This window comes from uncultured Roseovarius sp. (genome assembly GCF_913057115.1).
Classification (GTDB): domain Bacteria; phylum Pseudomonadota; class Alphaproteobacteria; order Rhodobacterales; family Rhodobacteraceae; genus Roseovarius.
Genome location: NZ_CAJXNN010000012.1, coordinates 52181 through 66491, shown reverse-complemented (window position 1 = coordinate 66491; position 14311 = coordinate 52181). Strand labels below are relative to the sequence as shown.

Below are 14311 nucleotides of genomic sequence, written 5' to 3'. Positions count from 1 at the left end.
TCCGGGGGTTTGGGGGCAGCGCCCCCAAGGCCTGCGTGGCCTGAACGCAAAACCAGCCTGCGTGGCGTAGCCACACCGCATGGTCACAGCCCTTCCTGCTTGCACCATCGGGGCGCACTGTCATACACAGTTCTTAACAAACCTAAGGAGGCCACATGCGCCGCGTCGTCGTTACAGGGCTGGGGGTTGTCTCCAGCATCGGCAACAATGCCCAAGAGGTTCTCGCCTCGCTCAAGGCCGGCAAATCCGGCATCACCGCCAACGAGGCGATGGCCGAACACGGCTTTCGCAGCCAGATCGCCGGCGACGTGAAACTCGATATCGCCGAGCACGTGGATAAACGCACCCTGCGTTTCATGGGGCCCGGCGCGGCCTATGCCCATATCGCCATGGGGCAGGCCATCGCCGATGCCGGGCTTGAGGAAAATGATATCGTCAACCCGCGCACCGGTCTGGTCGCGGGCTCCGGCGGGCCCTCGACCTCGGCCATGCTGGCCGCGCATCAAACGGTACTGGAAAAAGGCTCGCCCAAGCGGATCGGGCCCTTTGCCGTGCCCAAATGCATGTCCTCGACCGTGTCGGCCAACCTCTCGACCGCCTATCAGATCAAGGGCATCAACTACTCGATCACCTCGGCCTGTTCCACCTCGCTGCATTGCATCGGCAATGCCGCCGAACAGATCATGATGGGCAAGCAGGACGTGATGTTCGCCGGTGGCGGTGAAGAACTCGACTGGACCTTGTCGTGCCTCTTCGACGCGATGGGGGCGATGTCCTCGAAATACAATGACACGCCGGAAAAAGCCTCGCGCGCCTTTGATGCGGACCGCGACGGGTTCGTCATCGGCGGCGGCGGCGGCATGCTGGTGCTGGAAGATCTGGAGCACGCCAAGGCGCGCGGCGCCAAGATCTATGCCGAGGTCACGGGCTATGGCGCCACCTCGGATGGTCACGATATGGTCGCGCCCTCGGGCGAGGGCGGCGAACGCGCCATGCGCATCGCGCTCTCGACGCTGCCCGAGGATCGCAAGGTGGGCTACATCAACGCCCATGGCACCTCCACCCCGGTGGGCGACGTGGGTGAGGTCGAGGCCGTGCGCCGCGTCTTTGGGACCGGCACGACACCGCCGATCAGCTCGACCAAATCCATGACCGGCCACAGCCAGGGGGCCACCGGCGCGCAGGAGGCGGTCTATTGCCTGTTGGCGCTGGAACATGATTTCATTATTCCATCGATCAACGTGGAAACCCTCGATCCGGCGCTGTCCCCTGCCGAGATTGCGACGGCCCGCGTCGACGACGCCGGGCTTGATAGCGTCATGACCAACAGCTTCGGCTTTGGCGGCACCAACGGGTCGATGATCCTCAGCAAATATCACGGATGATTTTCACATGAGCAATTCCATGCAGGGAAAACGCGGCCTCATCATGGGCGTGGCCAATGATCGCTCCATTGCCTGGGGCATCGCCCGCGCCATGGCCGAGGCCGGGGCCGAGCTGGCCTTCACCTATCAGGGCGAAGCCTTCGGCAAACGGGTCGAACCCCTTGCCGCTTCTGTCGGTAGCGATTTCCTTGTCGATGTGGATGTCACCGATGACGCGTCGCTGGATGCGGCCTTTGCGGCGCTGGCCGACAAATGGCCGACGATTGATTTCGTGGTTCACGCCATCGCCTATTCGGACAAATCCGAACTGACGGGCCGTTTCATGAACACCAGCCGCCAGAATTTCAAACACAGCCTTGAGATTTCGGCCTATTCCTTCATCGACGTGGCGCGCCGTGCCTACCCGTTGATGAAGGACAACGGCGGCACACTTCTGACACTGACCTACCAGGGCTCCAACAAGGTTGTACCCAACTATAATGTCATGGGTGTGGCAAAGGCGGCGCTGGAATCCTCCACGCGTTACCTCGCCAATGACATGGGGCCCGACGGTATCCGCGTGAACGCCATCTCGCCCGGTCCGATGAAAACCCTTGCCGGGGCGGCCATCGGCGGGGCGCGCAAAACCTACAAGCACACCGACATGAACGCGCCCCTGCGGGCCAACGCCACGCTTGAGGCGGTGGGCGGCACCGCCGTCTGGCTGGCCTCGGATGCGGGGGCCTTCACCAGCGGCGAGATCATCCATGTCGACGGTGGCTATCACGTTCTGGGCATGCCGCAGGCCGAAAACCTCTGACCAAAAATTACCCCGCCTCTGCCTTAATTGGCCCCGGCCCTGCCCTATTTTCGCCATGTGATTTGGCCAAAAAATGGGCATGGAACACAGAGCATCACACCAATCCCTTCGCAAGGTCGAGAAGGCCCGCCTTCGTCAGGAGGCCTACCTCCGCCGCGCCCGCATCGCGAAAAAATGGGGGCGCCGCTGCCTCTGTCTCATGGTGGTGTCAGCGGGCGTGGTCGCATGGCAAGACCCGGCCCTTGGCCCCAAGATCCAGATGGCTGTGGCTGATGCGGCCCATGCCGCCGATGTGTACTTCGGCGGTGACGGCAACGCGCGGGACATGGTCGTAGCGGCTCTGCCCGACATCCGCTCCTAAAACCGTCTTGGGCGACGACTCGCATCGCCCGACGAGCCATCCGCGCCGCAATTCGTGACCGCGCCACGGGTTGATCGCGCAATAGGCGATGCCCATCTTTGTCGCATGACACATCAGAACCGTACCCACCCGAACGTTCCGGGCGTGGATCAATCGGATCGCACCGTGCCCGTCAACCTGCGCCAGTCCGGGCCGACCTCTGTTCAGATGCTGATATCGACGCGCGTGCGCAAATCGCCCTTCTGGCATTTGTCGATCGAGGCCGGGGCCTGGCGCGCCACCGTCTACAACCGCATGTACCACCCGCGTGCCTATGCCCGCCCCGAAGATGGCGGCGCGATGGCCGAATATCGTGCGCTGGTGAATGGCGTGACGCTTTGGAACGTCGCTGTCGAACGTCAGATCTGCGTCAAGGGGCCGGACGCCGAAGATTTCGTCAATACCGTCATCACCCGCGACGCCACCAAGATCAAACCGATGCACGGCAAATACTGCATCCTGTGCAACGACAAGGGCGGTATCCTGAACGATCCCGTCCTTTTGCGTCTGGCCGAGGATGAATTCTGGTTCTCGATCTCCGACAGCGACCTGATGCTTTGGTTGCAAGGCGTCAACATCCCCCGCCGCTGGGATGTCGACATCACCGAACTCGACGTCGCCCCCCTGCAAATCCAAGGGCCGCTGTCCGAAGACCTCATGGCCGACCTGATCGGTGAGGAGGTGCGCGACATCCCCTATTACGGAATGATGGAAACCAAGATCGAAGGCTGCCCGGTCGTGATCAGTCAAACAGGCTTCAGCGGCGAAAAGGGCTACGAAGTCTATGTCCGCAACGCCTCCGAGACGGCCGAGCCTGTCTGGTACGCCATTCGTGGCATGGGCGCGCGTTATGGCCTGCGGGTGATCGCCCCGGGCCACCACCGTCGGATCGCGGCGGGTATCCTGTCATGGGGGCAGGATATGGACGCTGAGACCTCGCCGTTCCAAGTCAACCTTGCCTACCAAGTGCCGCGCAAGAAAACCGCCGACTACATCGGCAAAGAGGCGCTGGAACGCCAGCGCGCGCAAATCGAGAAAGGGGACTATCCTTTCGCCCTCAAACTCGTCGGCCTTAAGATGGGCGGCCTGCCGATCACCGATTACGCGCCCGATTTCTGGCTGGTGGCGAAGGAGGACGGTACACGCTGCGGCTATGTCACCTCGCCATGGTACTCGCCCGAGTTGGAGCAAAACATCGCTCTGGCCTATGTTCCTTGGGAAAAAACCGCCATTGGCACGCGCCTCAAGGTGGAACTCCCCGAAATGTACCAAGAAACATCCGGCAAGTCGGTCGATGCCATCGTCAGCGAAGTGCCTTTCGTGCCTTCAGAACACCCAAGCGCACGCGAACAAAAGAAAGCCGGTTAAAACCACTGCCCCGGTTCCATCAGGCCCAAATCCAGCAACTGTCGCGAGTGCCACTCGAACGGCGTGGAATTGTGCCACTTGAACGTATGGATATCAAAGGTGGAGCCGGGGTTCGCCTTGAGCGCCTTGGCCGTCCGAAATGAAACAATCGCCGCCGTCAGGTTGTGATGCCACGGGCAGGCATAGGTATTGTATTCCTCATCCGTAAAGGTGTGATCGTCGCGCAGGATCAAATCGGGCTTGGATTTGAAAAGGGCGATTCGGTCGATCTTGCGGCGCTTGGCCGGGATATGCTCTTCGTACCGCCAGCGTAGGCCGCCGAAGAAATCCAACTGCCGCTCCTTGGGGTAGTTGTGATTGTCCGGATCGTTCCGCGCCAAGGCATAATACCCGGATTTGTCCAGATGGGCATCTTCCAGCGACACGGCGTTCGGATGGACCTCCAGATCCCCGGCATAAAGGTCGATCACGTAGCAAAGCATGGCATCGCGGCGCTCTTCTGTGTGGAAGGTCAGCAACTCTCCGACCGTTCGGGTTTCGCAGAAGGGATAGAACAGGTATTCGGCGTTGAAGCAGTAATACATCCAAAGCCCCGGTGCCGCGGCGGCGATGCGGTTAACCGCGTCGACATAGTCGGCACCCTTGGCAATGTCGAAATCAATCCGCGCCACCTTGTCCACCACATCTTCGGGCAGGTCGAAGGCCTCGGGCATCAACACCAGAAGCTGTTTGAAACCGCTGTCCAGATGGTGGCGCACCGTGCTGCCGACTTCGATATCATCTTCCACGAAAATCATCCCCACAGGCCCTTGTTTCAGGGTCGTGTCGGCTGACTTCAAAAAGGCGTCTAGGCTGTCGTAATACATCAACGGTCCCGGTTTTTTGCGATAACGTCGGCCAATTCGCATTCCATTGCAAGCGACCCTTGCCTTGGTGTAGGGAAGCGGCCTGAAACCTTGCGGGAGTCTGTCCAACATGGCCGAACCGAAAAAGCTCTTCATCAAGACCTACGGCTGTCAAATGAACGTCTACGACAGCGAGCGTATGGCCGAGGCCATGGGCGGTGCGGGCTATGTGGAAACCAACAGCCCCGACGACGCGGACATGATCCTGCTCAACACCTGCCACATCCGCGAAAAAGCCGCCGAAAAGGTCTATTCCGAACTGGGCCGATTCCGCACGCTCAAGGATGAAAACCCCGATCTGAAAATCGGCGTTGCGGGCTGTGTGGCGCAGGCCGAAGGCGAAGAAATCATGCGCCGTCAGCCGCTTGTCGATATGGTCGTCGGTCCGCAAAGCTACCACCGCCTGCCACAGATGGAGGCCAAGGCGCGCGAAGGCAAAAAAGCCCTCGATACCGACTTCCCGCTCGACGACAAATTCGAGACCCTGAAAAACCGCCCCAAGGCGAAACGCGGCCCCACCGCCTTCCTCACTGTCCAAGAAGGCTGTGACAAATTCTGCGCCTTCTGCGTCGTGCCCTATACCCGTGGGGCCGAGGTTAGCCGCCCCGCCACCCGCATTCTTGATGAGGCCCGCGATCTGGTTGAACGTGGCGTGCGCGAAATCACCCTGCTGGGTCAGAACGTCAACGCCTACCACGGCCAAGGCCCCGATGGCGGTGACTGGACCCTCGCGCGCCTGATCTGGGCGCTGAACGATATCGACGGGTTGGAGCGTATCCGCTTCACCACCTCGCACCCCAACGATATGGATGATGCCCTCATTGCCGCCCATGGCGAGTGTGAAAAACTCATGCCCTACCTGCACTTGCCCGTGCAATCGGGCAGTGACCGCATCCTCAAGCGGATGAACCGTAAGCACACCGCCGAAGAATATATCCGCCTGATCGAACGCATCCGCGAAGCGCGCCCCGACATCCTGATGTCGGGCGATTTCATCGTCGGCTTCCCCGAAGAAACCGACGCCGATTTTCAGGCCACAATGGACCTTATTGAAGAGGTCAAATATGGCTACGCCTTTTCCTTCAAATACTCCACGCGCCCCGGCACCCCGGCGGCAGAACGCGCGCAACTGGACGAAGATGTAAAATCCGAACGCCTTTATCGCCTGCAAGAGCGGATCACCCACCACCAGCGCGCCATCCAAGACGCCATGGTGGGCCGCGAGGTCAGCGTGCTCTTCGAAAAGCCGGGCCGCCTTGAGGGGCAAATGGTCGGCAAATCCGAGTATCTGCATGCGGTACACGTGGCAAATTGCACGGCCAAGCCGGGCGATATCGCCCGCGTCAAGATCGTTGAAAGCGGCTCGAACTCCCTGTCGGGTCAACTCGTCGGCTGATGCCGGCAGGGCAGGGGCTTACAGCAAACTGATGCTAGACCGTTGCGAGGCCACGTCATCGGCCAGTTGATTGGCGGTTCTGATATGCCAGTCCAGCCCGCTTTGCCCACGCGCGGCCGCAGTCTGCAGGTTGCGCACCGCCCGGCGCATGTCGGCCTCGCTCAGGCTCAGCGCCTCTGCCAAAGCCGCGCGCTCGGAATTGACCTTTGCAACACCGCGATCATGCTCGGCCCGGCTGATCTGGCCGCCGGCCAGTTGCAGGGCCAAGGCGTTCAACCGCTCCTCCTGCGCCGCCAGCAGGCCGGGCAGATCGTCACGCAGGCTTTCAAACTGGTTCGAGGCATTGCGCAAGCTCCGGCTCAGCTCGGGCTCGTGGACAAGCTGCATGCGCTTTTTCACGCTGCGCTGGCCCGCAGCACGGCCCGCAATGGCGCCCCCGGCCGCGCCAACCGCCGCGCTGGCCGCGCATTTGCCGATATGGCTTGAGGCGACAACCGCCAGACCACAGCCCACTGCGGCCCCGATCGCACCGCCCTTGAGGGTCGATTGCATCACGATCTCATCGGCCATCTGCTGCAAGGCATCCACCTGCTTTGCAACGCTGCCGTCGACAATGGGATCGTTGTGAAAATAAAGCGCGGCATTCTCCGCTCGCGAGGCCTCCGGCGTGACTTGCATGCAGGCGCTCAGGGCGGTCGCGGCCATCAAGGGAACGAGGTAACGGGCTTTGCACATCATAACGGGCCGGGCCTTCTTTGCGTTTTCTTCAACAATCCCTCGGCTAAACCCGAAATTTGTCCAAATTTTGGCAACAGTTGACTTTGTGCGCCCTGCGTCATCGCCCATCGCCGATTGCCGCAAATCACTTGTCCCAAATGAACCCTGTACCCCGGGCGGCCGGCCCTTGACGAATTTCTGATTCCAATCGCTCACCCGGTCGCCGCGCAGGCAATGAACCAACCACGGCTGCCCAAGCCTCCAACCCGTGCCCGGGGCCGGCACCGGAGGGCGCTCTGCAAAGTTGGCCTAAGTGATAGAATTCACGCAATTTTTGATTTTTGCAGGCAAGTCTTGCCGCAACACTAGTGACTGTTTCCAGATATGACACAATATCTGGTGAATAATTCTTCACATCGTTCCTAAACTTGTTAAAGTAAAAGGATAATTCGTTTGGGGGTGGCTGGTTACCGCTGTCCTCGTTGGGGGAAAACAAAAAGGACAGTGGCTGTGGCGAAAGATATTTGCAGAACAGTGCGCAGCGTTCTGGGGGGGCTTGCTGCCGTCGCCCTCGGACTTGCAGTATCGGCGGATGCCGGGCTGGCGCAGGAAGGGCAGCGAACGGTCAAGGGTGAGATTTACACACCCGGCATCTGGGTCGATCCCGACGGGTGCGAACATTGGGTCATGGATGACGGCGTCGAAGGCTACATGACCCCGCATGTCAGCCGCCAAGGCATCCCGGTCTGCCGCCGGGGCAATGTCTGCGGCGTGATGAACTCCGATCAGTATTTCGCCACCGACAGCGCCAAGATCAGCGTCGCAGGTCAGCGCCGCCTGCAAGATTTCTTCCGCAAGACCGGCGCCGTGTCCTACATCATCACCGGCCACACCGACAGCCGCGCCTCGGATAGCTACAATATGCGGTTGTCCTATCGCCGGGCCAACTCGGTGGCGCGCGTCGCCCAAAGCGTCGGCGCCCGTATCGCCGATGTCCGCGGCTATGGCGAACGCATGCCCAAGGCGACCAACAACACGGCGGCCGGTATGCAGAAAAACCGTCGCGTCGAAATCATCTGCATCAACTGAGGGGCCGGTCCAATGAAAAACGTGAAACTCATGCTCGCGCTGCCCGTTGTCGGCCTTCTCGCCGCTTGCGATGCGAGCACCGACAAGTCCTTCGACCGCCAGTTCTTCGACCGCGACCACCTCAGCGGAATGCGCGCCGGAATCTGGGTTGACCCCAACGGCTGCGATCACTGGATCATCGACGACGGTGTCGAAGGTTATCTATCGCAACGTCTCGACAAATACGGCAAGCCGGTCTGCTCTGGTACCGCCCCGCCAACCGTCGCCACCGGCGATTTCAAACAGGGCTCCACCAGCATTATCGGGGATCCGATCTAAGGTGGCACCGCATGCATTTGCCAATCAAACAGCCGCAGGATCGCCTCCTGCGGCTGTTTTCGTCTCAAATGCGTGACAATGTCGAACCCGCCCTTGCGCCTGCCCGCGCAACTTGGCACCCTTCTTCCATAAGCTGCCAACCTTGGAGAGTTGATTGAACACCACCGTGCTGCCTCCGCCCGACGATGCCCTGCACGAAGCGGCGATCGAATTTCCCGATAACCGCCTGTTGATCGACCTGTGCGGCGAGTTTGACCGCAACCTTGCCGATATCGAACAAAAGATGGGCGTGCAGATCTTGCGCCGCGGCAATCAACTGGTCGTCATGGGCGAAGAGGCCCCCGCCAAGGAATCCATCGAAGTTCTGAGCGCGCTTTACCAACGTCTTGAAACCGGCAAGCCGGTCGAGGCGGCCGATGTCGACCGCGAATTGCGGATGGACACCGGCGACGATGGTACCGGCACCCGCGACGGGGATCAGCTCGAAATGTTCAAGGGCGGCCGGGTTGAAATCAAGACCCGCAAGAAACTGGTCGAACCGCGCACCGATGCGCAAAAAGCCTATGTCAAATCGCTCTTTGCCAATGAACTGGCCTTCGGCATCGGCCCGGCCGGCACCGGCAAAACCTATCTTGCGGTAGCGGTCGGCGTGTCGATGTTCATCGAAGGCCATGTTGACCGGATCATCCTGTCGCGCCCGGCGGTCGAGGCGGGCGAGAAACTGGGCTACCTGCCCGGCGACATGAAAGACAAGGTCGACCCCTACATGCAGCCGCTCTACGACGCGCTCAACGACTTTCTTCCCGGCAAACAACTGGCCAAGCTGATCGAGGAAAAACGCATCGAGATCGCGCCGCTGGCCTTCATGCGGGGCCGGACGCTGGCCAATGCCTTCGTGGTGCTCGACGAGGCGCAAAACGCCACCTCCATGCAGATGAAAATGTTCCTCACCCGCCTCGGCGAAGGCTCGCGCATGGTTGTCACCGGCGACCGTAGCCAGATCGACCTGCCGCGCGGTGTGACCTCCGGTTTGCACGATGCCGAACGCCTGCTGAAATCCATACCCAATATCGCCTTCAATTATTTCTCGGCCAAGGACGTGGTGCGCCACCCGCTCGTTGCCGCCATTATCGAAGCCTATGACAAAGATAACCCCGCCGCTTAGGTGCGCCTGAGGCCCTGCAAAATGATACGATCCAAAGTCGGCTATACCGCCGTGGCACTCGCCACGCTTACAGCCCTCGTTCATCTCTTTGTCGGCACACCCGAAACCGCCGCGCCACTCCTGGCCTCTGACTTGCCCGAGGTGGCCCGCGGCACCGGATTTCTCGTCTGGCATTTTCTCAGCGGGCTGTTGTTCGTTCTCGCGGCCACCGTTGCCTATGGCACATGGGGCCAAAACCGCGCTTTGCTCGGCCTCGCCGCTATCCAGTCCGCCACCATGGCCGTCATCGGCCTGATCCTGCCGCTCATGGTCGGCATCGGTTATGCCGTTTTACCGCAAGGAGGTCTATTCGCCGTCCTCACAGGGTTGATCCTCTGGGCGCTCAAACCCACCACATAACGCGCCTCTCCATTCCCTTGACGCCCGACAGAAAACACGCGAATGCCTCTTCTTCTGTTCACAAATATCCCGGGGGTCCGGGGGCAGCGCCCCCGGCTTGTGCCAAATGCTCACCGATACGCTCATCGAAGACCACCGCTGGCAAGCGGCCGGGCTTGAGGCCCTCGCCGAAACCGCGGCGCGGGCCACGCTCACCCACCTTGGCCTCGATCCGGCAGATTGGGAAATCGCCGTTCTGGCTTGCGACGACGCGCGCATCGCCACCCTCAATGCATCGTTTCGCGAAAAACCCACGCCCACGAATGTGCTTAGCTGGCCCGAGACTGATCTCACCCCCGAAATTGCCGGCGCCTTCCCCGAAAAGCCCCCGCAAGGGGGCGATGAGGGGCCGCAGCATCTGGGCGATATCGCCATCGCCTTTGAGACCTGCGCGCGTGAGGCGACTGAACAGGACAAGCCCATGGCCGATCACGTTACCCATTTGCTGGTCCATGGCACGCTGCACCTGCTGGGCTATGACCATATCCGTGACCAAGATGCCACTTTGATGGAAGCAACCGAGGCTGCCATACTTGGCAAACTGGGTCTCCCTGACCCATATTAGGGCAATACCCGGGGGCCGTGACCCCCACCAACCGGACAAAAGAGACAATGGGCGACAGTACCGAAGACTCCTCTAACGCGGCGCAACGCGCGCAGCCCGAGGGGCAAGACCAAAGCGACGAGGAACAGGGCGGGTTCTTCCGCCGTATCATCGGGGTTCTCAGCCAGGGTGAGGATGATGCCCCATCAGAAGATAACCCGCGTGACACCGACTCGAGCGGCCTGCCGCCCGGCATGGGCAATCTGCGCGACATGGCGGTCGAGGATGTGGCCATTCCCAAGGCCGATATCATCTCGGTCCCGGCCTCGATCAGCAAGGATGAACTGGTGCAGGTGTTCCGCGACAGCGGGCTGACACGTTTGCCCGTCTTCGAGGGCACGCTCGATACCCCCATCGGTATGGTTCACCTCAAGGATTTCGCGCTCAAACATGGCTTCAACGGCAAAGGGGGCGGGTTCTCGATCACCAACACCCTGCGCCCCTTGCTCTACGTGCCTCCCTCCATGCCGATCGGCGTCCTGCTGCAGAAAATGCAGAACGAGCGGCGGCACATGGCGCTGGTCATCGACGAATACGGCGGGGTGGATGGCCTTGTCACCATCGAAGACCTGATCGAACAGGTCGTCGGCGAGATCGAGGATGAGCACGACCTCGACGACGCCCAGTTCTGGACGCAGGAACGCCCCGGCGTCTACCTTGCCCTCGCCAAGACCCCGCTTGAGGAATTCGAGGCCGAGATCGACCAATCCCTGACCGATACCGAGGAAGTGGACGAGGAAGAGATCGACACGCTGGGCGGTCTGGTCTTCATGCTTTTGGGGCGCGTTCCGGTGCGCGGCGAAGTCGTCGAACACCCCGCCGGCGTCACCATAGAAGTGACCGAGGCCGACCCCCGCCGCATCAAGCGCCTGCGCGTACAGATGCCCGGCGTGTCGGATAGCTGACCCCATGCAAAGTGCCCTGCGCCTGAGGGACAGCGCTACTCACCTGCGCCCCCGTTGGCGGCTCGCGTTGCTCTTTACCCTTGGCGCTCTGGCCGCCACCGGGCAGGCGCCCTTGGGCCTGTGGTGGCTCTCGATTCCGGCTTTTGCAGGCTGTTTTGCGGTGCTGCCCGCCTTGCCCGGCTGGCGCGCGGCGGCTTGGGGCGGTTGGGCCATGGGGGCGGGCTATTTCGCGCTCTCGCTCAGTTGGATCATCGAGCCGTTCCTCGTCGATATCGCCCGCCACGGGTGGATGGCGCCCTTCGCGCTGTTCGGGCTTGCGGGCGGCTTGGCGCTGTTCTGGGCGCTGGCCGCCGGGCTGTCGCATCGCCTGCGTGGCGGCGCGCTGGGCCTTGCCTGCGCGCTCACGCTGGCCGAGGCGCTGCGCGGCACCGTCCTTACCGGCTTTCCCTGGGCGCAACCGGGCCACGCGCTGATCGACACGGGCCTTCTGCCGCTGGCCTCTGTCGCGGGCTCGCTTGGCCTGACAGTCGCGCTTTTGGCCACAAGCACGGCCCTTACCGCTCTGCTCACCGGCCCGCGGCTTGCCGGTGTTGCGGGTCTGCTGGGCTTTGCCGCGCTCTTCGCCGTGACAGGGCAACTTCCACTCGCGCCGCCAACGCCGCAAGATGCCCCCAAGGTCCGCCTGATCCAGCCCAACGCGCCGCAGCACCTCAAATGGGATCCGGCCCATATCCAGACCTTCTTCGATCGCCAAATCGCCTTTACCGCTGAACCGGGGCAGGACGGCAACCGCCCCGATCTCATCGTCTGGCCTGAAACGGCCATCCCCGTGCTGCTGAACGATGCACAACCAACGCTCTCCGCCATAGCCCGCGCCGCCCGAGGCGCGCCCGTGGTGCTTGGCCTGCAACGCCGCGATGGGCTGCGGCTTTTCAACTCCCTCGTGGCGCTCGATGACACGGGGAAGGTCACGGCGCTTTACGACAAGCATCACCTCGTCCCCTTCGGCGAATACATCCCATACGGCGATACCCTGCAGAAATTCGGCATCACTGCCTTCGCCGCCCAACGTGGCAAAGGCTACTCCGCTGGCCCCGGTGCTCAGGTCATCAACCTTGGCGCCTTGGGCCGCGCCCTGCCGCTCATCTGCTACGAAGGGGTTTTCCCGCAGGATGTGCGCGCCGCCCCCGGTCGCGCCGATGTCATGCTGCTCGTCACCAATGACGCATGGTTCGGGCGTATCTCCGGCCCCTACCAACACCTGGCCCAAGCCCGCCTGCGCAGCGCCGAACAGGGGCTTCCGATGATCCGAGTCGCAAATACCGGCATCTCGGCGGTGATCGATGCGCGCGGCCGGATCACCGCGCAAATCCCCTTGAACGAGGCCGGATGGCGTGACGCGCCGCTGCCGCCGGCCATGGACCCCACGCCCTATGCGCGCATGGGCGATTGGCCTGTCCTCTTGGCGCTTCTTTGTCTTCTGACCTTGTCGTGTGTCTACAACAGGCGCAAACGCTCCGGGACTTAGCGATTGACCCCAAGCGCCCTTGCGCGTAACCACCTTTCAATCCCGTCACAACGGCTTCCTGGCGTGACGGCAGACATTAATGGAGCACCTTACATGTCCCGACAAAACTATATCTTCACCTCCGAATCCGTTTCGGAGGGCCACCCCGACAAGGTCTGCGACCGGATTTCCGACGCCATCCTCGATGCCCTCATCGCAGAAGAGGAAAACGCCCGCGTCGCGGCTGAAACTTTTGCCACATCTGGCATGGTCGTTATCGGGGGGGAGGTCGGGCTGTCCGATCAGGAATTGCTGCGCAACTACATGGGCCGTATCCAACAGATCGCCCGCGATTGTATCCGCGACATTGGCTATGAACAGGAAAAATTCCACTGGAATACCTGCCATGTTCTGAACTTCCTGCACGAACAATCCGCGCATATCGCCCAAGGGGTCGACCGCGACGGGGCAGGGGATCAGGGCATCATGTTCGGCTATGCCACCAATGAGACCGAGGCGCTCATGCCCGCGCCGATCCAGTTCTCGCACGCCATCCTGCGCCGTCTGGCCGAGGCGCGCAAATCCGGGGCCGAACCCGCCCTGCGCCCCGATGCCAAAAGCCAGATTTCCCTGCGTTACGAAGATGGCAAGCCGGTCGAGGTGATGCAGATCGTACTCTCCACCCAGCACGAAAGCGAAGACCAGAGCAGCGATGACATCCGCGCGATCGTTGAACCTTACATTCGCGAGGTTCTGCCCGCCGACTGGATCAGCGACAAAACCGAATGGTGGGTCAACCCCACCGGCACCTTCGTCATCGGCGGCCCCGATGGTGACGCAGGGCTCACCGGCCGCAAGATCATAGTCGACACCTACGGCGGGGCCGCGCCGCACGGCGGCGGTGCGTTTTCCGGCAAAGACCCCACGAAGGTCGACCGCTCGGCGGCCTATGCCGCGCGCTACCTTGCCAAGAACGTCGTCGCTGCCGGTATGGCCGAACGCTGCACCCTGCAACTTTCCTATGCCATCGGCGTGGCCAGGCCGCTGTCGATCTATGTCGACACCCACGGTACTGGCCAAGTCCACGAAACGGACATCGAAAAGGCCATCCGCCAGTCGATGGACCTCACCCCGCGCGGCATCCGCGAGGCGCTGGATCTTAACAAACCGATCTACCAGCGTACGGCGGCCTATGGTCACTTCGGGCGCGAGCCCGAGGCCGATGGTGGCTTTAGCTGGGAACGCACCGATCTGGTCGAGACCCTCAAGAAATCCGTATGATGATCGCCCGCCCCGTCAGTGTTTCGTACGACTC

The 14311-nt window shown here is 61.7% G+C and carries 15 protein-coding genes and 1 riboswitch; of the genes, 13 read left to right on the top strand and 2 right to left on the bottom strand.

All coding sequences use genetic code 11. From position 1 onward, the window contains the following. The first annotated feature begins 155 nt into the window (after positions 1 to 155). From fabB to QZ498_RS07275, 4 genes are all read left to right on the top strand, one after another. Positions 156 to 1385 (top strand): beta-ketoacyl-ACP synthase I, encoded by a 1230-nt coding sequence (gene fabB, locus QZ498_RS07290; protein ID WP_294621167.1) that lies wholly within the window; start codon positions 156 to 158, stop codon positions 1383 to 1385. A 7-nt stretch (positions 1386 to 1392) separates the two neighbouring features. Beyond that, positions 1393 to 2184, top strand: coding sequence for an enoyl-ACP reductase (locus QZ498_RS07285; RefSeq protein ID WP_294621166.1), 792 nt, complete (start codon positions 1393 to 1395; stop codon positions 2182 to 2184). 79 nt (positions 2185 to 2263) lie between these two features. Beyond that, positions 2264 to 2545 carry a hypothetical protein gene (locus QZ498_RS07280; RefSeq protein ID WP_294621165.1) on the top strand — a complete coding sequence of 94 codons (282 nt, stop codon included), beginning with the start codon at positions 2264 to 2266 and terminating at the stop codon, positions 2543 to 2545. Positions 2546 to 2650: 105 nt separating this feature from the next. Next, positions 2651 to 3952: a glycine cleavage T C-terminal barrel domain-containing protein gene (locus tag QZ498_RS07275; protein ID WP_294621164.1), complete on the top strand. Its 1302-nt coding sequence runs from the start codon at positions 2651 to 2653 to the stop codon at positions 3950 to 3952. Here QZ498_RS07275 and QZ498_RS07270 read toward each other — a convergent pair. After that, on the bottom strand, positions 3949 to 4818 hold the full coding sequence (locus QZ498_RS07270; protein WP_294621163.1) for a hypothetical protein: 870 nt from the start codon (positions 4816 to 4818) through the stop codon (positions 3949 to 3951). The two genes, QZ498_RS07275 and QZ498_RS07270, sit on opposite strands and share 4 nt — an antisense overlap. A gap of 109 nt (positions 4819 to 4927) precedes the next feature. Here QZ498_RS07270 and miaB point away from each other — a divergent pair, with 109 nt between their 5' ends. Next, positions 4928 to 6253 carry a tRNA (N6-isopentenyl adenosine(37)-C2)-methylthiotransferase MiaB gene (gene miaB, locus QZ498_RS07265; protein WP_294621161.1) on the top strand — a complete coding sequence of 442 codons (1326 nt, stop codon included), beginning with the start codon at positions 4928 to 4930 and terminating at the stop codon, positions 6251 to 6253. 18 nt (positions 6254 to 6271) lie between these two features. On the opposite strand, the gene QZ498_RS07260 is transcribed toward miaB, so the two are convergent. Further along, complete coding sequence (locus QZ498_RS07260) at positions 6272 to 6991, bottom strand: hypothetical protein (RefSeq protein ID WP_294621160.1); 720 nt, start codon at positions 6989 to 6991, stop codon at positions 6272 to 6274. 489 nt (positions 6992 to 7480) lie between these two features. Here QZ498_RS07260 and QZ498_RS07255 point away from each other — a divergent pair, with 489 nt between their 5' ends. The 8 genes from QZ498_RS07255 to metK all read left to right on the top strand — a co-directional run bounded on the left by QZ498_RS07255 (position 7481) and on the right by metK (position 14277). Then, positions 7481 to 8059, top strand: a complete 579-nt coding sequence (locus QZ498_RS07255; protein WP_294621159.1) for an OmpA family protein — start codon at positions 7481 to 7483, stop codon at positions 8057 to 8059. 12 nt (positions 8060 to 8071) lie between these two features. Next, positions 8072 to 8377 carry a hypothetical protein gene (locus QZ498_RS07250; protein ID WP_294621158.1) on the top strand — a complete coding sequence of 102 codons (306 nt, stop codon included), beginning with the start codon at positions 8072 to 8074 and terminating at the stop codon, positions 8375 to 8377. Positions 8378 to 8531: 154 nt separating this feature from the next. Further along, entirely contained in the window at positions 8532 to 9542 is a 1011-nt protein-coding gene (locus QZ498_RS07245; RefSeq protein ID WP_294621157.1) for a PhoH family protein, read from the top strand. Positions 9543 to 9563: 21 nt separating this feature from the next. Next, positions 9564 to 9941, top strand: a complete 378-nt coding sequence (locus tag QZ498_RS07240) for a hypothetical protein (protein WP_294621156.1) — start codon at positions 9564 to 9566, stop codon at positions 9939 to 9941. Positions 9942 to 10047: 106 nt separating this feature from the next. Next, the gene (gene ybeY / locus QZ498_RS07235) at positions 10048 to 10545 is read left to right on the top strand and encodes an rRNA maturation RNase YbeY (protein WP_294621155.1); all 498 of its coding nucleotides are present in this window, start codon (positions 10048 to 10050) and stop codon (positions 10543 to 10545) included. A gap of 47 nt (positions 10546 to 10592) precedes the next feature. Continuing rightward, positions 10593 to 11489: a CBS domain-containing protein gene (locus QZ498_RS07230; RefSeq protein ID WP_294621154.1), complete on the top strand. Its 897-nt coding sequence runs from the start codon at positions 10593 to 10595 to the stop codon at positions 11487 to 11489. Between the two features lie 4 nt (positions 11490 to 11493). Next, positions 11494 to 13017: an apolipoprotein N-acyltransferase gene (lnt, locus tag QZ498_RS07225; protein WP_294621153.1), complete on the top strand. Its 1524-nt coding sequence runs from the start codon at positions 11494 to 11496 to the stop codon at positions 13015 to 13017. 39 nt (positions 13018 to 13056) lie between these two features. Continuing rightward, positions 13057 to 13104, top strand: a riboswitch (SAM-SAH riboswitch). A 6-nt stretch (positions 13105 to 13110) separates the two neighbouring features. After that, on the top strand, positions 13111 to 14277 hold the full coding sequence (gene metK, locus QZ498_RS07220) for a methionine adenosyltransferase (protein ID WP_294621152.1): 1167 nt from the start codon (positions 13111 to 13113) through the stop codon (positions 14275 to 14277). Positions 14278 to 14311 lie beyond the last annotated feature (34 nt).